Consider the following 20776-nt stretch of genomic DNA (forward strand, 5'->3'; position numbering starts at 1 on the left):
ACACGGCGTCTATGAAACGCCACCGTTTAAAAAATCATAAAGTAAATCGTACTAGATAGATGCTAGAAAGCCCTTAACCCTCGGCAAACGTCTGAGCTAACACCTATTTCAGTAATCAAGATTATATGCTTGACAGTAGCAGCAATCTATAAGCAAAACAATCATTTATCCAGAATATACTGGCTGTTGCTAGAAAAGAGACATCTGCTATGCCAATCTATATAGCTGCTTAATATATTCGACTACCTATCAAGCTTCTGATTGTGCGGTATCTAATTGATTGACCAGTTGGCTAAAGTGGTCACCGCGAGCCGCATAACCACTATATTGGTCAAAACTAGCACAGGCAGGTGACAACAATACAGCCTGTACTTGCGATAAACTACTGGTAGTGACTTGTTGGATAGTCGCAAAGGCATTCTCTAATGTCTGACACTGATGTAGTGCGACATCATCACTCAATTTTGCAGCTCTTAGATGTTGTTCAATCTGCTGACCATCTTCACCAATAAACAAGACTTGGCTCACATATTGATTGATAAAAGGCGTTAATTCACCAAACTGTTGCCCTTTGCCTTGCCCGCCTAAGATCAATAATAGCTTACCGTCTTTTGGCGCATAGACTGCACCCAAGCCTTCAATAGCGGCCATGGTCGAACCAATATTTGTGCCTTTAGAATCGTTGAAATAATCAATGCCAGCAGCATTGGCCACATATTGGCAGCGGTGCTCAAGACCTGTGAACTGCTGCAAAGTGGTCAGCATGCTCTCTAGCGGTAATCCTGCAAGCTCACCAAGTGCCAGAGCCGCTTGCGCATTCAGTAGATTATGACGACCTTTAATCAACAATTTATCTGCCGACAGTAATCGTTCTGTACCACGAGCAAGATAAGTTTGGCCTTCTGTGTCGGTAATAAGACCATACTGACCTTTATCAGGGGCATGAATACCCGTACTAATTCTCGGTAGGTTGTCTGCGACCAATGGACGAGTAAGTGCATCTTCGCGGTTAATCATCACTGATTTAGCACCTTGGAAGATACGGTGTTTGGCTTGATGGTAGCCAAGCATGTCTCCATGACGATCTAAGTGATCAGGCGACATATTAAGCACAGTTGCTACTTTTGCGCCCAAGTTAGTGACGGTTTCTAATTGGAAGCTAGACAGCTCAAGTACCGCAAGTTCCATATCAGGATTATCTAGCAATGTTAAAGCTGGTACACCGATATTGCCGCCGACACCCACATTAACGCCAGCATCTACCGCCATTTGACCAACTAACGTAGTGACTGTACTTTTAGCGTTAGAGCCTGTAATCGCTACGATGGGTGCGGTACACGCTTCACAGAACAGTTGAATATCACTGACTACAGGAATATTAGCTTGGCGAGCAGCAGCTACAGCGGCAGTTTCAAGAGAAACACCTGGGCTAATAATAATACGTGCCGCTTGTTGCAATAAATCGGCATCTATCTCACCAAACTGACGAATATCTATCTCGGCTGGCAACTGATCGGCCAATTTAGGGGTAACTTGAGCATCAGTGACTGCGACTTGATAGCCTTGCTTGGCCAGATAATGCACGACTGACAATCCAGACTGCCCCAAACCCACCACGACTTGTAGACCACTACCCTTATGAAGTAAGGCTTCTGTTGCTGTATTAGTGGTCATATCTATTCCTTCTATATAAACGAGAAAAGTTGTATCAAATAAACCTGCTGTATAGCGACTCTAATCGACGCCGCTAAGATGTGCAGCATCTTAACGCCATCGTTCAGATTTCGGTACTGATTTTTTATGAGTTTATGCTATTATTCGCCTGTTTTTATATTAAGTGGCTAATGCTATAATAGTCAGCTTGATTAATATTTATCAGTATTTTGCTGAGCACATTGCTCAAGCATTTTAGTTTAGCATGTTGTCACATTTATCGCGCTATTGTCACGCCTCTTCATCAACGATTCTTGTTGTGATAAGGGTGTATCAGACAATTTTGATAATTTGACGAGTGATATATCACCTTCTACTACAGCAAGTGATTGCTGACTCTATATATTATTGTAGGTACATCTATCTAGTTGCCTATTTTAAGCAATCTTTTAAAAAATATTTTTAGGTAATTTACTGCCCTTATCATCGTATTGATTATTGATGAGCGTATTTTTGATACCAAAAAAATCAGTAGATACCTCGGTTATTAGTTTCTCACAATTCAACACAGCAACATGACCTAGTGCATGTTGAAGTAAAAGAAAAATGAATAGCTATTATTAGCGACGCGATCATTTTATAAATGAGTAATGATTACTTTTTTTGCCTCTAACCCTATGTAGTTTACTTATGACATCTTTTATTGATAACTTGCGTGACGAGTGGTTTTCCAATGTTCGCGGTGACGTTTTATCGGGTTTGGTTGTAGCCCTAGCCCTTATTCCAGAAGCCATTGCCTTTTCTATTATCGCTGGTGTTGATCCAAAGGTTGGCTTATATGCCTCATTTTGTATCGCGGTAGTGATCAGTTTTGTCGGTGGTCGTCCAGGTATGATTTCGGCAGCAACTGGCGCGATGGCATTGGTCATGGTCGATTTGGTTGCTGACCACGGTCTGCAATATTTGCTTGCCGCAACTTTGCTTTGTGGTGCCATTCAGGTCGTGATGGGCATTCTAAAACTTGGTAATCTGATGCGCTTTGTTTCTCGCTCAGTGGTTATCGGTTTCGTCAATGCTTTAGCAATATTAATCTTTGCCGCCCAATTACCAGAACTGAACCCAATGACTGAGCGTGTCGGCATGACCGTTTATATCATGACAGCAGTTGGTTTGGCGATTATTTATCTGTTTCCACTTATCCCTAAAATCGGTCGCATCGTTCCTTCACCGCTTATTTGTATTGTAGGTTTGACCGCTGTTGCAATGTATATGAATCTCGATATTCGCAACGTTGGTAGCATGGGTGATTTGCCAGATTCATTACCAGTATTCTTGTTACCTGACATTCCGTTAAACCTAAATACCTTATTGATTATTGCGCCATACTCTATCGCGCTCGCCATCGTTGGTCTTTTAGAGTCTATGATGACAGCAACGATCGTCGATGAATTGACCGATACCCCAAGTGATAAAAACAAAGAGTGTCGTGGTCAAGGTATGGCTAATGTCGTATCAGGTTTCTTTGGTGGTATGGCAGGCTGTGCGATGATTGGCCAATCAATGATCAACGTCAAATCGGGTGGTCGTACGCGCTTGTCTACTTTGATGGCCGGTGTTGTTCTTCTGATTATGGTCGTGTTCTTAAGTGAATGGGTCAGTCAGATTCCAATGGCAGCCTTGGTTGCAGTCATGATTATGGTGTCGATTGGTACGTTTAACTGGCAGTCTATTCGCGAGTTTAAAACGCATCCAATGTCGTTCAATATTGTCATGCTAGCGACTGTATTGACTACCGTTTTTACTCACAATCTGGCTTACGGTGTGGGCGTAGGTGTCCTGTTATCTGCTTTAGCATTTGCCAATAAAATTGGTCAGTTCTTAACCATCTTTAGTGAATATGATGACAGCAGCAACACCCGTTATTATTATGTTCAAGGGCAGGTATTCTTTGCCTCGACCACTCAGTTCTTGCATAGTTTCGATACTAAAGAAGCTGTAGATAGTATTCAGATTGATGTAAGCCAAGCACATTTCTGGGATGTCAGCGCTGTTGATACCTTGGACAAGCTAGTGATGCGCTTGCAACGTGAAGGCATTGATGTCAAAGTGGTAGGACTCAACAATGCGAGTCGAACACTGATTGATCGCTTCTCTGTTCATGACCGCCGAGACATTGGCTTGTTAGACTAAGCGAAACTGCTAAGCGAATCTACGCGGTTGCCATGTGGCTATATTATTAGTCTATGGCTAATATATCGGATATTAATAGACAGTTATATTGGTAAAAGGGTTGGATGTATTTTGCATACGCCAACCATAAACTGAGATAGCCGATTTTTATTATTAAAATGATGTGGTCGTTTTATGAGTAATTTAAAACCAGATAGTGTGATTGCTTGCTTGGACTGTCCTGATCATGTTCAAGCGGTACTAGAGGCCAGTATGTGGGCTTCTATTCGCCTGCGCGCGCCTGTTGGCTTATTGCACTCGATGCCAAGCTTGCAGCAAAAAGCCGCTATTAATTATTCTGGTTGCCTAAATATCGATGACGAAAATGCTTTGCTCGAACAGTTCACATCCAAAGAACATTTGAGCAATTATGAGCTAAAAGCACAGGGGCGACTGCTATTATCTCAAGCAACCTCGTATTGTGAACAGCAACGCCATAAGCTAAAGACATATACACTGCATCGTCATGAAAACCTCAATCAGAGCATTGATTACGTCGATGACAAAGCACAAATGATCGTTATAGGTCATCATGTCACCTGCAAATCAACACTGAGCCAACTCATTCGAGTCAGTCACTGCCCCATTTTGGTGACACATGCACCATTTTTGCCCCCTACTACCGCTTTATTTGCGTTTGATAACAGTCCAACGTGCCATAAACTACTAAATTGGCTGTGTAAAACGCCACTGGTGCGTGCACTAACGGTTCATATTGTGATGGTTGGCAAGGAAACTTCTGATAACTGTGATGCGTTGCGTGAAGCCTACGCCAAGCTCAAACAGGCGGGTATCAAATCCAAAAAGACATTGCTTGACTGCCGAGATGTTGCAGCGGCTTTGAACTACTATCAAAACCAACATGATATCGGTTTACTTATGACTGGGGCTTTTGGCCAATCTCGTCTACGCGAATTACTACAAGGTAGCGACACAAAAAAGCTATTAGTCAGTACAAAAACCCCTTATCTACTCTTTCCTAAAGCATAACGACGTATATATAAACACGCCCAACCCCTTTATCTACCTAAGCGCAGGGGTCTGACTACTATGTTAGGCTCTTCCGCTTATCTCTATTTTCTCTCTACCTTTCCGCCATTCATCTTTGATACGCTTGCATGAAAAGGCCAAGCTAACGACCAAACTCAAGTTAGCAAATCGTCACATGAAATAAAGGGATAGCCTCCCCAAGCACTCAAAAAGTTGGTTATAATAAAGTTTTCGTTAACCAAACGCTAAAGATTGATCTACCTTTATTATGCTTGTAACGATGGCTCTAATCGTTGCATCGTAGCCCATATTCTATGTTACTACTGTCATTACTTTTTAATGAACACGCCAATTCTACCTCCCCCCTTGAGTAGGTTGGCACGGTTCTTGAATAACTTACAGTAAGCAAGGCAGAGATATGATGATGCACCATAGTACTTCTATCAATCTGCGGCATCACACAAATAAGGAATTTTTTATGAAGCTAATCACTGCGATCTTAAAACCGTTTAAGCTCGACGACGTGCGTGAAGCGCTTTCCGACATCGGTGTTAAAGGTGTCACTGTCACTGAAGTCAAAGGTTTCGGTCGTCAAAAAGGTCATACAGAGCTCTATCGCGGCGCAGAATACGTGGTGGACTTTTTACCTAAAGTAAAAGTCGAAGTCGCTGTGATCGACGAGATGGTTGAGCCTGCTATCGAGGCAATCACTCGTATCGCTAGCACTGGTAAGATTGGTGATGGCAAGATTTTCGTCACTGCACTTGAGCAAGTTATCCGCATCCGTACGGGTGAAACGGGACCTGACGCTATCTAAATTTGAAGACCTACCTACGGGCATAAACTTATAGGTACAGACTCTTACAGCATTTTTATCTATCGGTAATGCCGATATCTATATTATAAATTCAAGGGGGAATTTAAATGGAAAGTCAAATCTTTGAGCTCCAATATGCGCTCGATACGTTTTACTTTTTGATATGTGGTGCGTTGGTCATGTGGATGGCAGCAGGCTTTACTATGTTAGAGGCCGGACTGGTCCGATCAAAAAATACAGTCGAAATCTTAACCAAAAACGTCGCACTATTTGCAACGGCTAGTATCATGTATATGGTATGCGGCTATGCGATTATGTATGGTGGCGATCTATTCTTAAGCGGAATTGCAGGCGGTGATACGTTAGTAGAAGACGCCCTAGCAGCCTCTGCTGAAAACGGCTTCGGTGGCGACTCTGTCTACTCTGCCGCATCAGACTTTTTCTTCCAAGTGGTCTTTGTAGCGACCTGTATGTCAATCGTATCAGGTGCCGTTGCTGAGCGCATGAAACTGTGGTCATTCTTGTTATTCGCTGTGGTCATGACTGGTGTTATCTACCCATTAGAAGGTAGCTGGACATGGGGCGGCAACGATGTCTTTGGTTTATTCAACCTAGGCGACATGGGCTTCTCTGACTTTGCAGGCTCTGGTATTGTACATATGGCTGGTGCTGCAGCAGCTCTAGCAGGTGTACTACTCTTAGGCTCACGTAAAGGTAAATATGGTCCTAACGGTGAAATACGTGCTATTCCTGGTGCCAACCTACCATTGGCGGCACTCGGTACACTAATCTTGTGGATGGGTTGGTTCGGTTTCAACGGTGGTTCAGTGCTTAAATTAGGCGACATCGCTAGTGCTAACTCTGTTGCAATAGTATTTTTGAACACTAATGCTGCTGCTGCTGGTGGTGCTGTCGGTGCCTTGATCTTAGCTCGCATCATCTTTGGTAAAGCGGATCTAACCATGCTCCTAAACGGTGCACTAGCTGGTCTAGTAGCCATTACTGCTGAGCCTTCAACCCCTTCTGCACTACAAGCCACTATCTTTGGTGTTATCGCCGGTATCATTGTAGTGTTATCAATCTTAGCCTTAGACAAAATCAAGATTGATGATCCAGTTGGTGCAATCTCAGTTCACGGTGTGGTCGGTCTATTCGGTTTACTAATTGTACCTATCACTAACCCAGCATCTACCTTCATCGGTCAGATTGTGGGTGCTGCAACCATCTTTGCTTGGGTATTCATTGCCAGCCTAGTGGTGTGGTCTATCATCAAGCTAGTTATCGGTCTACGTATCTCTGAAGAAGACGAATACGAAGGTGCTGATATTGCAGAATGTGGTATGGAAGCTTACCCAGAATTTATAAGATAAGCTCCTTTTAAGTAAGCTAAAGATTACTGTTAAATGCGCTGATACTACCTACTGTAGTATCGGTGTTTATAATTTTAGTGTTTAAAGATCTCCCCTATTGAAGCCATAAGCTTAAATCTAAAACGTAAAAAATCCCGCGAGACTTTTCGGTAACGCGGGATTTTATGTATTACGCTGAAACTAGTTTTTTAGTTTATTTCTTTTTCCATTCTTGGCTACGAGAGAATGGGCCAATATAACCTCTAAGCTTCAACGTGTTGCCGCTTAAGCTTGCAGTCATACGATAGTCTTTGCCTTTTTCAGGGTCAGTAATCGTACCACCACTATATTTACCACCACCGTCAGCTTTTAGACCTTTAATAATGGTCGTACCAACGTGCTTTTTGCCTTTAGCTGAGTTAGTAGCAATAAGAGTACCGGTCAACACACCATTTGACTCAGTGATCTTTACCGTACCTTTTGGCTTGCCTTCATCATATGTCTGCCAAGTAGTGTTGGCTAATGGGTCAGCGGCGAATGCCATGCTAGCAATACCAATACCAGCAACTACTAAAGTGGTCTTTGTAAATAATTTCATAGATTGACTCCCTTCATACAATGATTACTCGAAACGTTATGTTTCTGTTGTCCTATGCTTATCCTTTGCTAGAACCTTTCATTACGAGCTTTACGGTTTCGACCTTTTTAAATGATAGTTACCATAACAACATATAAGCTTTTGGTTAAAGATTCGAGCGACACAAGCGATGTCTTAACTCATTATAAGCAATTTTTAGGTTTTGCCTAGTAATTTTTTTACAGTTTCTTATTTCTACAAAAATAAAGCCATATCAAAGACTTATAGGAAAGGATTGTCGATATCTTTATCTAATTGGTCATCATTTTCCTTTGACTTAGCATCGTTCTTACTATATAGATTTTTATCTGCAAATGCTTGTACGATTTTCTCCGACAGCTCATGTAGCTGTTGGGCTTGCTCGTATCCTAACTCATCAAAAGTGAGATCAATATCACCATATATAATAATCTTGTCTTTTTGATTTTCAATGACAAGATCACCAATCTGCATGCTTTGATGGTCGTTGGCGAATGGCTCAATCATTTGATTATCCTTATTATCAGTAACATTTTATTTTTTTCGAAATGAGGCTATTTTTGGGTCTTACTTTCAGCTTAAGCTTGCAACTGTGCAATTAACCATTCTAAAATAGCCCAGACAAATAGCATCCACTCAGGCTCCTCCACAGGTGCCTCAGGGGTATCTTCTTCTAGCTTATCAGCAGGTAAGTCCAAACTTGTACCAGCCTTTAACGGTAAATCAAATGCTTGTTTTTTAGTCTTAGGATCTAACAAAGGTAGAACATCGATACCAATTTCAGTCGCCAGCTCATCAACACTAATGACATCTATACGCTCTGACGCATCGTTTGGTGCATAGTAAACCCCTGCTTGACTAGTCGCTGGGATATAGACAGCTTTAAAAAAATGACTGGGTACGAGCACACTACCAGCAAGACGTTTGGTTTTTTTACCGGTAAATTCCACCCCTGTAATGGTATAGACCTCACCGTATTTCTGAGTCAAATATCGAGTCGCTGATTCGATATTTCGCCAAATATAACGATTATTACGGGGGGACTGCGGTGCGATATTGGCTAGGCTAAAACTGTCATATTGCTGGCTGCTGGTTGCCATATTCGCACTAGGTGCTAAGTGCCCGCGATCATAACCAGACTTTGAGTAGTCAGATACTGCGGCACGTGCAGACGTTGGCAGTGTACTTTCTTCATGAAAACTGTCGTCACGATCAATCTCTTTCGCTTGTTGCAAGCGCTTACGATCCAGATGCTCTGCCGACCACAGCGGTGTGCGTGATACTCCTGAATACATGACAGCAAAACCATCCATGCACAGTGCCTGAGTGTTGTCACTTAGCTTAGTATTAGTAAATTCAGGATAAACACCCCCATAAAAAGACTCACTACACTGAGTAAAATCATAAGCATGTACTAACGGAGTACTTATCATTATGATAGCTGTCATGGTAAATTTGATGCTTTTGATACTATTTATACCCCATGTAAAATTTATCATCTAGCCATATTTATTTGTACCTTTAACGCCCTATCTTAACAGGCACTTAATAGTAAATAAAGACGACGAATTTATATGTATATGAGTTACCTATGCAAGTATAGCGTTGATCAAATAATATTTATCAATCATCAATATAGGCGCTTATCTAGGCATTAAACTAGCTCATTAGCCACTCAACAATCGCCCAAATAAACAGCATCCAAGTATGCTCTTTTGTTGGTGCATCAAGTAAGCCCGAGCTCTCACCTGCTTTCAATGGTAAGTCAGATGCTTGTTTTTTGGTTTGAGAGTCCAGCATTGGTAAGACGTCGATACCCGTTTCAGCGGCTAACTGGTCAACACTAATGATATCGATGCGTTCAGATTCGTCATTGGGTGCGTAATATACCCCTGCCTGATTGATTGATTGCAGGGATGTATACCGCCTTAAAAAAATGGCTAGGCACTAGCACACGATCAGCAAGACGTTTGGTTTTTTTACCAATAAATGCCACCCCTGTAACGGTATAGACATCACCGTATTGCTGAGTCAGATATCGAGTCGCTGATTCGATGTTTCGCCAAGTATAACGGTTATTACGTGGTGACTGCGGAGCAATATTGGCTAAACTAAAGCTATCATACTGCTGGCTGCGATTGGCCATATTGGCATTGGGTGCTAACAGCCCGCGATCGTAGCCAGAGCCTGAATAATCAGATAATGAGGCTCGTGCTGACTTTGGTAGTTTACTCTCTTCGTGGAAGCTGTCTTCACGGTCAATCTGCTTAGCTTGTTGTAGACGTGTGCGATCGAGATATTCTGCTGACCAGAGCGGTGTACGCGATACCCCTGAATACATAACCGCAAAACCATCCATGCATAGCGCTTGTGTGTCTTTTTTTAGCTTGGTATTGGTAAATTCAGGATAAACACCCCCATAAAAAGACTGGCTACATTGGGTCAAATCATCAGCGTGCGCTTGGGTAATACCCGTCGCGACAAGCAATACTGCCATCATCGCACTATTCTTACATCCGTACTTAAGCCTACTAAAACTTATCATTCAACTTTCAACCATTTATACTTGCCGTTACATACTTGCTATCCTAGCAGGCGCTTGCCAATAAAGAAAGATAGCGCGCAAGTCGTGACATTTTAAATGGTATCCGCTATACTTAGGCGTTCAAAAAAAGGTGAAGTGGGTGAGTGGCTGAAACCGCACGCCTGGAAAGTGTGTATACGTTCATAGCGTATCGAGGGTTCGAATCCCTCCTTCACCGCCAATCTTATTCTGCTTAAGTAAAACCTCAGCTTTTCTATCTTGTTCTACCCTTTCCTAAATATTCTTTATATATTTTAACAGTAAGACTTTCAGTCTATACTCATCCTCTACTGCTGTCTGAAATATTTCAGTTTAGCCTTAATTCCGGATGTTGTATAAGTCTAATAACTATATACCTAGTCAAATAACACATTAATTGACCAAGCTAAAAATTTCGTACCATGGGCTGAGAGTGACTCATAAAATGAGTAGATACTCTATTACGATTCGTTTTATTAATAGCTTAATTTTCTTATTAAACCTTTATACGAAAAGGCTTTGAGTTTTTCTGTGGCGCTCAATCTAGCTTTATATCTATATTTACTATCATTGCTATTCCGTACAAAAATGTAATAACGGTAGAGTCACTGATACTTGGCAGATGCCATTGTCCAAAAACTGGATTATAGTAGATATTGGTAGTATTTATTTAAATAAACTAAAGGATACAATAATGAAAACACTAGGAATGTGTATCGCAGCAGGACTCGGATTGAGTGCTTGCGCTACTGGCATAGGCGGCACGGCAACAGATAATACCAATCAAAATAACAACTCTGATAAAGTGGTCACTCAATACCCAGTTGAGACTACCCTACTCAATATTTATACCAAACAACGTAGTGAAAAACTGGTCGCTACTGTCGGCGGCCAAAGCGTAGCCGCAGATATTCAAATCACCCCTAAAGGCAGCATGCGCTTTAATAATAAAATGGTACAAGGCGCAGAAGTCAGCACAATCAACACTGTGAATCAGCAGATTACGGATCAGTCCGTCGCTATCAATTACTTTACGCTAAATCCATTGGTATTTCATGGTTTTACGGATAGTACGGGGGAGTATTCAATCGCTAACCAAACGACAAGTATCCCTAAGATAGCTACGGTGGGCGACTCAAATCAGCTCATCACTGAAAACGTATATGCTGACAGCAGTATGCGTCAGAAAACCGCCACTTATAAGCAGAACTGGTCGCTCACACAAGATACAAATAACACGGCGTGGCTTTGTATAAAAACTTCAGGCAATCTACTTTTGACTTCTGGTGCTGCAGATACGTCGTCAGAATGCTATAAAATCAATGCCAAAGGCGATGTTTTGAGTAGTAAGGTCACACTCACTCAGCCTAATAAAAGCGGCACATCCAAATCAATGACGTTTATCAGTCAGTAGCATTTGCTCAATTAGTAACGATCAATAGTGTCATATAAACAAAAAAATAGCGCCTAATTAAGGCGCTATTTTTGGATGGTAGGATCATATTTCTACGAGCGACGGTCATGGTTGTTTTTATCGTGGCTGTTTTTAGCATGGACATTTTTGGCTGTTGCTTTGTGTTTAGCAGCCACTACATTCGCTTTGTGATGTGACTTTGCTGCCTTAGCTTTGGCATGCTTATAGTTATTACTCGCTTTATTGCTGCTGTGCTTTTGTTGCTGCACTTGAGCTGAATGATGCTTATCAAAATTAGGTGCAGCATTGGCCTGACCAACCATTGAAAAACAAGCAGTAGCGGCTAAAATCGAACTAACTAGTATCTTTTTCATCATCTTATTCCTTTGAATTTATATTTAGAGTCGTTATAGATAATTCACTTAGTGTTAAATGAACTATCGTGATAAAGCTTTACTCTATCGACAAAGAGAATGATAAATGATTCTAGTATTAAGTAGATTTATGAAACTTGAAGAAAGGTTGCGATTGTTACGAGGGCATGCGCGATTAAAGGCATGTTAGGTGTTGGCGTAATGTATGGTTAAATGACAGCGTATTTATGCTTTATCGGTAAGCATCGTAAACAGGATATTTATAAAAACGCGAATGACTAGCTGATTAATGAAAAATGCAAATACGGAGGCGGTTAAGCTAAACTCTCTATATCGACCTTTCTGCTATTCGAAAAACCTAACTCATTAGAAGTTAATGGCTAATGTTTAAAGCGAACATAGCAATACTCCAGACTGCTATGCTCTAAATGTGCTAAACAGACGTTTTCTGCAAAATATAAACCACAAACTTTGCCTCTGTGCTAAATGCTACTGTTTCTACGGCAGCCAATAGTGCTTGCCTTTTTTCGCTGCGAGCACGGTACGCATAAGGTGTCATCGTCATCAAATCAGCCAAATCCTCTGCGGATAATGTCAGCTCTGTACTGACACGGCAGGTCTCAACCAACGTAAAATATGGTACCAATTCTTGCAAAAATTTATCAGAGTCATGCTCACGCACATCATCAAATAGCGCATCACGCATCGTTGCCAAATGCCCGACATCAGGTTTGGCAATAACCAGATAGCCACCATCCATCAATACATTATCAAATGCCTCGGGCAAAATAGGGCTAAAGATACTACTAATCCCCGTCACACTGTGTGGGTGTAATGGTAAATGTGCAGCACTGGTCACTAATGGATAGACCGCTGTCGTCTTGGTAGTATCTTCTTGGCGCGGCTGATACCATAGACGACCTGATAGTTTACTAACCTTAGCCAGCTCAACCACTGCAGGCTTACTGATGTCAGCGGCTATCAGCGTGTCTATAACATCCGATCCCATTTGTGCCATTGCCTGCGTGTAGTAGCCTTCTCCGCAGCCAATATCGAGCCAATTGACTGACTTGTTATCTTGCTTATCTATTAGCTCATCGTTAGACAGCAATTCTATCATTTTTTGGCTAATTAACCCTTGGAGCGGTGCATAGTGTCCATGATTCAAAAACCGCTTACGCGCATCGATAGATTCTTGGCTATCCCCAGGTGCTTTGGACTTTTTTTGTTGTACTGGTAGTAAGTTGACATAGCCTTGACGCGCCACATCAAAGGGATGTGAAGTTTGCTTAGGGTGCAAACTACCATCACAGCGCCAAGTATCTACGGCAGGCTGTAGTGGTGACTGACAAAGTGGACAAATAAATAACGACACGGGCATCTCAAAGTGATAGCAATATGCTTCGCATTCTAACAAAATTCATCTATCTTGAGCGATAAAAAGCCGTCTCAATCATGATTGAAACGGCTTTTTAGAGTTTTGCAAATTGATATCTATATAGATATTCGGCGGTTATAGCTTAACGTAGCTTTAGCGTCATTAACCCGAGGATGACAAGGATAATGGCAATAATCCAAAATCTTGCCACCACTTGCGTTTCTTTCCAGCCAATTTCCTCAAAATGATGATGCAGCGGTGCCATACGGAAGACGCGTTTTTTGCGTAGTTTGTACGAGCCAACTTGCAACATCACTGATAGCGCTTCTGCGACAAACAAACCACCCATAATCGCAAAGGCAATCTCTTGACGGGTCATCACGGCGATAGTACCTAGCATTGCACCCAATGCTAGCGCGCCAACATCACCCATAAATACTTGTGCTGGATGCGCGTTGAACCATAAGAAACCAAGACCTGCTCCGACCATTGAGCCACAGACGATGATGACTTCGGAGTTGTAAGGAATATAAGGCACATGTAAGTAATCAGCAAAGCGTACATCGCCTGATACATAGGCCATCGCGCCCAAACCTGCAGCGACGAGAACGACTGGCAAAATCGCCAAACCATCCAAACCATCAGTTAGATTGACTGCGTTAGAAGCACCATTAATCACAAAGTAAGTAAAGATGATGAAGCCAATACCAAATGGCACTACTGAAAATGGAATCATCCAGTCTTTGAATACTGGCAATAGCAGATCCTGCATCTCACGCGTGGTGTTGATATCTGGTTGTAGCGTGGCGATATAATATAAAGACACACCGACAAACAGTGCCCCCATAGACAGCCAAAAATACTTTTTGCGAGCGATTAAGCCTTTTGGATCTTTGTACTTAATTTTTAGCCAATCATCAGCCCAACCGACGGCACCAAAGATAACCATAACCACGAGCAAAATCCAAACATAGGGATTGTTCAATCGTGCCCACAGCAGCGTCGATATGCCAATCGCACTTAGGATCAATACCCCGCCCATGGTTGGCGTACCAGTCTTGGCCAAATGCGATTGAGGCCCATCATTACGAATGGCCTGACCATATTTGAGCGATCGTAAGTGCCGAATGACACGGCCACCAAACATCATGCTAAATACAAGGGCGGTAACAACGGCAAGCAATGCTCGCAGTGTCAACGAAGAAACCGCAGAAAACGGCGAATAATACTGGCCAAGCCAGCCAAACAACCAAACTAACACCGCCTACTCCTCTACTAGCGCATGAATAAGTGTTTCCATTCCCATGGAACGAGAGCCTTTGAACAACACAGTACAAGGCTTAGCTTGTTGCGCTTGCAAATACGGCTGTAAATACTGTAATAAACTGTCTTTGTCAGCAAAGGCATGAGCACTGATATCAGATACCTCTTGTGCACCCGCAACGGTATAAGGAGCATATTCGCCAACACAAAGCAGCACATTGATACCTGTGGTCGCGATAGTACGGCCCAAGCTTTGATGTTCACTAATAGCTGCTTCACCGAGCTCACCGATATCGCCCAGTACCATCACTTGCGTACCCGTTTGCGCAGCCAATACTTTGGCAGCGGCACGTACCGAATGAGGGTTGGCATTATAAGTATCATCAATGAGACGATGCATACCAAGTATCTGACTATTTAGACGACCTTTAGCAGGACGCGCATTTTCAAGCCCAATGACGATATCACTCACCTCAATATTCAGCGCATGCGCACAGGCAGCAGCGGCCAAGGCATTATTGACATTGTGTTCACCTGCCAATGGTAAGTTGATATCATGGACTTGGTTACCGATATGTAGCTTAAATTCGCTACGCTCAGGCTCTACGTCTAGATGGCTTGCGCTTACATCCGTATTACCAAAGCCAATCACATGTGAGGTGTGCTTTTCAGCGATACGGCGTAGCTGATTGGTAAAATCATCCTTATCAGGAACAATCGCAAACTGCGCGTCCGTCAACGTATGGTAAATCTCTGCTTTGGTCTGGCATATGCCTTCACGGCTACCAAATTCACCCAAATGCGCTGTACCGATGTTTAAGATACAGGCCACGTCAGGCTGAACGATTTCAGTCGTATAAGCAATCTCACCAATATGGTTTGCACCTAGCTCTAAAATGGCATAACGATGATGATCCGATAGCTCAAGCAGCATCATTGGTACACCCAAATCGTTATTGAGGTTACCACGAGTGATTAAGGTCGGTGCCAATCTACCAAAAATACTGCCAAGCATTTCTTTGCAAGTAGTCTTACCACTAGAGCCCGTAATAGCAATCACAGTTAAATCTGTATGCTGCTGACGACGATATGCTGCCAATTGACCTAGCGCCAAACGGGTATCGCTGACCACCAATTGCGGAATAGCATTTGGGCCAGACAACGAGGTAGGACGCGAGACGACAGCGGCAACAGCGCCTTTTGATATTGCTGTCTCGATATAATCGTGACCATCGAAATTATCGCCACTGAGCGCCAAAAATATATCGCCTGGCTTTATCGTGCGGGTATCGGTGGCTACACGTTTACTGGATAAAGCCGTCTGCTCTGCTCCATGGCCTTGTGGTAGTTGCCACTGCCCATCGAGCGACGTGGTCGCTGCGAGCAGATTGTCCATTTGCCAGACATAGAGCCCTTGCGACTGGGCAGTATTATCGGTGTCGGCTGTCATAATGATTACCTTATATGATGATTACTTAATTTTTATATTTAATGATCAATTTTTACTAATGCATGTAACGCGAGCCAACCAATTACACACGTCCCGTCTGATTCAATGCCTGCTGCAAAACAACACTGTCATCGAAATCATAGCGGACGTTATTAATCTCTTGATAGGTTTCGTGACCTTTGCCTGCGATGACAACGATATCATCTACACCTGAGTGACTAACTGCATACTCAATAGCGGTTTGGCGGGCAGGTTCAATATGGGTTCGTTGATATTGCTCAGCTGTCATACCAGCCTGCATATCTTGCAAAATTACATTTGGGTCTTCGGTACGTGGATTATCCGCAGTCAGAACAACTTGATCAGCACCTGCCAGACCTGCTTGTGCCATCAACGGTCGCTTGCCTGCATCACGATCTCCACCGCAACCAAATACTGCCCAAAGCTGACCTTTACAGTGGGTTTTTAAGCTTGCCAGCACTTGGCTTAGAGCGTCTGGAGTATGCGCATAATCAACGATAAAGCAGCCATCATTTGACGGTACACGCTGCATACGCCCAACCGCACCTTGCAACTGTGCAACAGCAGGCGCAATACGCTCAATATTTATAGCCAAGTCAACATCAAGTGCTACGACAGCTGCTATCGCCGCGAGCAAATTGGCTACATTGAAGCGACCTAATAATGGACTGATAATCTCTATGTTGTCAGCTTTCTCATCACCAAAATTCGTACGCAGATTAATTTTTACACCCTGCAGACTCGGTGAGATATCAGCGGCTACAAAAGTAGCAGATTTTGATGAATCCAAACTGTACGTCCATACCGTCAAGTCGCTAGCATTTGCCGTATCTAACATAACCTGAGCGTGCTCATCATCGATGTTGATAATGGCATGAGTCAAATCTGGAAAATGAGCTTTATCAAACAGTTTTGCTTTGGCAGCGGCGTACTCTGCCATATCGGCATGATAGTCTAAATGGTCACGACTCAAATTGGTATAAATCGCCACAGTGACTGGCATACCTTGTAGACGTTGTTGGTCTAACCCGTGAGAGCTGGCCTCTAATGCTAATATTTCTGCTTGCTCTGTTCCCATTTTATATAGGAACTGCTGGACAGCTAACGCATCGCCCGTGGTATGGCTGGCTTGCACCAGCGCACCAAGTCTACCATTACCTGCCGTACCCATCACTGCGCTACTCTGACCCATCAATTGAGTAAGCTGTGCTACTAATTGACTGATGGTTGTTTTACCATTCGTACCAGTTACCGCAACCACAGTCGGTAGAGTCACTGGCTGCTGATATTGGAGGCGCGCTTGAATTAAGCTACCTAAAAAGTCACGAATATTAGGAACGTATAATACATGGCATGATAATGCTGCTAGTTGCTGCTGTGCATTAGCAATACTATCTGTCTGCGGTTCATTAGTGGTATTTGAGGAATTATCTGCTTCGCTAAGCAAAACAATAGGGTCAATTTCTGAGAGAATAAACGCGGCTTGCTCAGCGGCTTGTAGTAGATAATCGCGACTTTTTTGAGGGTTGGCTGTTTGACTTTTTAAAAGGATAAATACGTCGTTCGCTTCCAGTTGACGACTGTCTAAGCGAAACTGCTGAAATGGGATATGGGCAGTAGATTGAGCTTGTTCTGACTCTGCCTGCTTGAATACTTTCTGAATCGATGTTTCTATCATCGCTGTAAGTTGCTCAGCCAGTTTTTGCTGCTGGCTTTTATTGGCATCTATAAGCTGTTGTAAAGTAACAGTAGCGCTATCTAGCGATGATATAGTCATAGATAAATCCTAAACAGTTAAAACGTGTCAGCTCAGTAGAACTGGACATTTAAAATAATTGAACGCTTACTGCGCTTCCGTTTTTAGTGGCTTATCCAAAGGCACATTATACAATCGTAATGCTTCTTTCATCACATTATGGAAGACAGGGGCGACCGTTAGACCAGCATAAATCTGACCGCGCGGGTCTTCGATAAGCATTACGCCTACCAGCTTTGGATTGGATGCAGGTGCCATGCCAGCAAAGACGTTACGATACTGATCCGTATAATAACCACCATCTGGATTGATGCGGCGTGACGTACCTGTCTTACCTGCCACGCGATATCCGTCAATGGCAGCAGCTTTTGCCGTACCACCAGGTTCAGTCACGCTCTCAAGCATCTGTACAATCGACATTGCCTGCTCATGCGCCATAATACGTTTGCTTGGCTGTGATTTGTCATCTTTAATTAAAGTTAATGGATGCATGACCCCACCTGCTGCTAGGGCTGAATACGCCTGTGCAACCTGTGCCAATGTCACTTGTAGACCATAACCATAACTGACCGTCGCGCGGCGCGAGGTTTCTTTTTCTTTTGGCGTGACGATCAAACCGCTGCCCTCACCTGGGAACTGCAAAGGTGTTTTTGAGCCAAAGCCAAACTGTCGTTGCATATTACTAATAGCATCGGCTGGCAGTGATAGCGCAATCTTGGTCGAAGCAACGTTACTAGATTTCTGTAGTAGCGTGGCCATGTTAATCATGCCCAAATTATTATGATCTCGAATGGTATAGCCACGTACGCGAATCGAACCGGGATTGGTATCAATCAAGGTCGTTGGCGTATATTTACCCGAGTCTAGCGCTGCCGCCACGGTAAACGGTTTCATCACCGAACCTGGTTCAAACACATCTAACAGTGCGCGGTTACGCTGATTTTCACCCGTCATCTCGTTAAGGTTATTCGAGTTAAACGACGGCCATGTTGATAGTGCTAATACTTCACCAGTTTGTACGTCAACGATCATACCCGTTGACCAGCGGGCTTTTTGCAAACGCCCAGCTTTTTCTAGCTCTTTATATAGCAAATACTGCAAGCGCGAATCAATCGTTAATGCCACATCTTTGCCAGGTACTTCTGGCTCGATCTGTTTGATTTCTTTTAGGCTGTTTTGTTTGGCGTCTTTTAGAACCAGTACTTTTCCGTCATCACCTGCCAAATCTTTTTCATACTGACGCTCAATACCAGCACGGCCTTCGTAGCCGCCTTCGGGATCCTTGGCGTTTTGACCCATAAAACCTAGCAGCTGTGCATTAGACTGTGGCTGCGGGTAATAACGCTGAAAGAAATTCTTTTCGTAGACGCCTGGGAAATCAAGTGAGCTGACGCTTTGGGCAATCTCAGGTGTGACCTTATTAAGCAATGGCAAATAGTGCGATCCTGCGCCAGATGGCAAAGCAGCTTTTACCGCTTTCTCATCGGTCACATCGATACTGTCATCAATAGCCGTGACTTTTTTCAACTCATCGACCGAGATATTGGCAGCAGCGGCTAGCTTTGTCAGGTCCATATTATCTAGACGCTTTTGCATACGCGCCTGTAATTGGGGACTGCTAGGGTTGGTGATGATAATGCGCTTTAGCTCGTAATATTCACGCGAATAATCATGCGGACTAAACGAAACCGTCGCGAGCGGCGCGCTGACCGCAAGCGGTAGATTATTACGATCGGTAATCATACCGCGATAAGATTTTTGGGTGCGCTCACTGGTAATGAGCTCATTACCTTTGTCTTGATAAAACTGTGCATTAGCAACCTGAATATAATAAGCGCGGCTAATGAGTAGCGCTAATATGACCAGCGCTAGACCCCAGACCATACGAAAACGGTTCTTGTCTTGTTCGAAACCACCGAGAGCAGAAGCACCTGACGCTTTGCTCGAAAAAACCATTTTACTTTTGCGATTTTTTACACTGGTATAAGCGCCTTGGGTATCGCTTTTTTTGATGCGACCAAACAATTTGGCCTTACGATTACTTGCAGCTTTATCGGGCTTGCTACTCGTTTGACCAGATTTAGCAGCACTGGCTCGGCGTAGAGGTTTGGTTACCTTACCGCTGGCTGGTTTTTTGCTAGTGTTCTTTGCGGTGGATTTAGGCTTTTTCTCACTCATTGTCCTGCCTCCGTCGCTGGTTCTTCAGGAGAGATGTCGGTAGAGGCACGTGGCCCAATAACGTCATTCAAATCTTCCTCTGAGTCTTCCGTAACCACTGGCACCAATGCAGTAGCGACACCAGGCTGGATAATCAGCTTATCCTTTAATGTTGGCGAATACATACCCAATTCAGCAACCGCTCGACTGGCAATCTGCGGTGTGGCGCTAAAGGTTTGCTGCTCAATCAATAGACGTTGATGCTCTACTTGTAGCTTACGTTCTTGTTTTTTCATGTCTTGCAAAGTTTTGTAGTCCTGATGATATTGCTGAACTTCTTCGGCAGTTTTGATACCACTCCATACAATCGTGGCTGCCAATAACAGTAGCACGACCACATAAATGCTCACCACATTAAACCGGCGCACGAACAGCTCGCCGACATCGGTATTATAAGGTGTAGCAGTGCGGCGATTCGCAGGTTTGTCAGATATTGCCATGACGATCTCAAAAAGGTGAACGTAAACGGTAGAGTAGATAACGGATTGCGAAAGATGAACGTGTCATTATTCGGTCATACCATCGATAAATATAAAACCAAAGACACTTATAAATGTACAAACTAAACTTAAAAAAACGAATGTAAAAAACATATCCAATAGCTAATATATTTAGGAGCCATAAGTCATCACAACTCATGGCTATCAATATGCCATACCACAACCAAACACATTGTATGGCTATAC

Annotated in this window: 18 protein-coding genes and 1 tRNA gene; 6 read left to right on the plus strand and 13 right to left on the minus strand. The window is 43.2% G+C overall.

Annotated features, from left to right (window positions below; translation table 11 throughout):
- Positions 1 to 249 precede the first annotated feature (249 nt).
- Positions 250 to 1674, minus strand: a complete 1425-nt coding sequence (murD, locus tag CXF61_RS10835) for a UDP-N-acetylmuramoyl-L-alanine--D-glutamate ligase (RefSeq protein ID WP_165598215.1) — start codon at positions 1672 to 1674, stop codon at positions 250 to 252.
- A gap of 669 nt (positions 1675 to 2343) precedes the next feature.
- Here murD and CXF61_RS10840 point away from each other — a divergent pair.
- The 4 genes from CXF61_RS10840 (at position 2344) to CXF61_RS10855 (ending at position 7059) form a co-directional block, all read left to right on the plus strand.
- Positions 2344 to 3843 carry a SulP family inorganic anion transporter gene (locus CXF61_RS10840; RefSeq protein ID WP_165598216.1) on the plus strand — a complete coding sequence of 500 codons (1500 nt, stop codon included), beginning with the start codon at positions 2344 to 2346 and terminating at the stop codon, positions 3841 to 3843.
- 174 nt (positions 3844 to 4017) lie between these two features.
- Complete coding sequence (locus CXF61_RS10845; RefSeq protein ID WP_165598217.1) at positions 4018 to 4872, plus strand: universal stress protein; 855 nt, start codon at positions 4018 to 4020, stop codon at positions 4870 to 4872.
- Between the two features lie 478 nt (positions 4873 to 5350).
- On the plus strand, positions 5351 to 5689 hold the full coding sequence (locus CXF61_RS10850) for a P-II family nitrogen regulator (protein ID WP_010197981.1): 339 nt from the start codon (positions 5351 to 5353) through the stop codon (positions 5687 to 5689).
- Positions 5690 to 5796: 107 nt separating this feature from the next.
- On the plus strand, positions 5797 to 7059 hold the full coding sequence (locus CXF61_RS10855) for an ammonium transporter (protein WP_160022069.1): 1263 nt from the start codon (positions 5797 to 5799) through the stop codon (positions 7057 to 7059).
- 193 nt (positions 7060 to 7252) lie between these two features.
- Here CXF61_RS10855 and CXF61_RS10860 read toward each other — a convergent pair whose 3' ends face one another.
- From CXF61_RS10860 to CXF61_RS10875, 5 genes are all read right to left on the minus strand, one after another.
- A complete protein-coding gene (locus CXF61_RS10860; RefSeq protein ID WP_165598218.1) occupies positions 7253 to 7636 on the minus strand; it encodes a DUF2147 domain-containing protein in 384 nt (127 codons plus the stop codon).
- Positions 7637 to 7897: 261 nt separating this feature from the next.
- Positions 7898 to 8161 (minus strand): hypothetical protein, encoded by a 264-nt coding sequence (locus CXF61_RS10865; RefSeq protein WP_057762038.1) that lies wholly within the window; start codon positions 8159 to 8161, stop codon positions 7898 to 7900.
- Positions 8162 to 8232: 71 nt separating this feature from the next.
- Entirely contained in the window at positions 8233 to 9087 is an 855-nt protein-coding gene (locus CXF61_RS10870; protein ID WP_227526666.1) for a DNA/RNA non-specific endonuclease, read from the minus strand.
- Between the two features lie 226 nt (positions 9088 to 9313).
- The gene (locus tag CXF61_RS14190; protein WP_227526667.1) at positions 9314 to 9454 is read right to left on the minus strand and encodes a hypothetical protein; all 141 of its coding nucleotides are present in this window, start codon (positions 9452 to 9454) and stop codon (positions 9314 to 9316) included.
- 70 nt (positions 9455 to 9524) lie between these two features.
- The gene (locus tag CXF61_RS10875; protein ID WP_227526668.1) at positions 9525 to 10154 is read right to left on the minus strand and encodes a DNA/RNA non-specific endonuclease; all 630 of its coding nucleotides are present in this window, start codon (positions 10152 to 10154) and stop codon (positions 9525 to 9527) included.
- A 174-nt stretch (positions 10155 to 10328) separates the two neighbouring features.
- Here CXF61_RS10875 and CXF61_RS10880 point away from each other — a divergent pair.
- Together CXF61_RS10880 and CXF61_RS10885 are read left to right on the plus strand one after the other, a co-directional pair.
- Positions 10329 to 10419 (plus strand) — tRNA-Ser (locus tag CXF61_RS10880).
- Positions 10420 to 10911: 492 nt separating this feature from the next.
- Positions 10912 to 11631, plus strand: a complete 720-nt coding sequence (locus CXF61_RS10885) for a hypothetical protein (protein ID WP_165598220.1) — start codon at positions 10912 to 10914, stop codon at positions 11629 to 11631.
- A gap of 92 nt (positions 11632 to 11723) precedes the next feature.
- On the opposite strand, the gene CXF61_RS10890 is transcribed toward CXF61_RS10885, so the two are convergent.
- The 7 genes from CXF61_RS10890 to CXF61_RS10920 all read right to left on the minus strand — a co-directional run bounded on the left by CXF61_RS10890 (position 11724) and on the right by CXF61_RS10920 (position 20530).
- Positions 11724 to 12005, minus strand: a complete 282-nt coding sequence (locus CXF61_RS10890; protein WP_165598221.1) for a hypothetical protein — start codon at positions 12003 to 12005, stop codon at positions 11724 to 11726.
- A gap of 433 nt (positions 12006 to 12438) precedes the next feature.
- Positions 12439 to 13386 (minus strand): putative RNA methyltransferase, encoded by a 948-nt coding sequence (locus tag CXF61_RS10895; protein ID WP_165598230.1) that lies wholly within the window; start codon positions 13384 to 13386, stop codon positions 12439 to 12441.
- A 139-nt stretch (positions 13387 to 13525) separates the two neighbouring features.
- Entirely contained in the window at positions 13526 to 14644 is a 1119-nt protein-coding gene (gene mraY / locus CXF61_RS10900; RefSeq protein WP_165598222.1) for a phospho-N-acetylmuramoyl-pentapeptide-transferase, read from the minus strand.
- 3 nt (positions 14645 to 14647) lie between these two features.
- Complete coding sequence (locus tag CXF61_RS10905) at positions 14648 to 16096, minus strand: UDP-N-acetylmuramoyl-tripeptide--D-alanyl-D-alanine ligase (RefSeq protein WP_165598223.1); 1449 nt, start codon at positions 16094 to 16096, stop codon at positions 14648 to 14650.
- An 82-nt stretch (positions 16097 to 16178) separates the two neighbouring features.
- A complete protein-coding gene (locus CXF61_RS10910) occupies positions 16179 to 17894 on the minus strand; it encodes a UDP-N-acetylmuramoyl-L-alanyl-D-glutamate--2,6-diaminopimelate ligase (protein WP_165598224.1) in 1716 nt (571 codons plus the stop codon).
- A gap of 66 nt (positions 17895 to 17960) precedes the next feature.
- On the minus strand, positions 17961 to 20051 hold the full coding sequence (locus CXF61_RS10915) for a peptidoglycan D,D-transpeptidase FtsI family protein (RefSeq protein ID WP_057762051.1): 2091 nt from the start codon (positions 20049 to 20051) through the stop codon (positions 17961 to 17963).
- The gene (locus CXF61_RS10920; protein ID WP_101205973.1) at positions 20048 to 20530 is read right to left on the minus strand and encodes a cell division protein FtsL; all 483 of its coding nucleotides are present in this window, start codon (positions 20528 to 20530) and stop codon (positions 20048 to 20050) included. The genes CXF61_RS10915 and CXF61_RS10920 overlap by 4 nt, the downstream gene beginning before the upstream one ends.
- Between the last annotated feature and the right edge of the window lie 246 nt (positions 20531 to 20776).

It is taken from the genome of Psychrobacter sp. 4Dc, assembly GCF_002836715.1.
Classification (GTDB): Bacteria; Pseudomonadota; Gammaproteobacteria; order Pseudomonadales; family Moraxellaceae; genus Psychrobacter.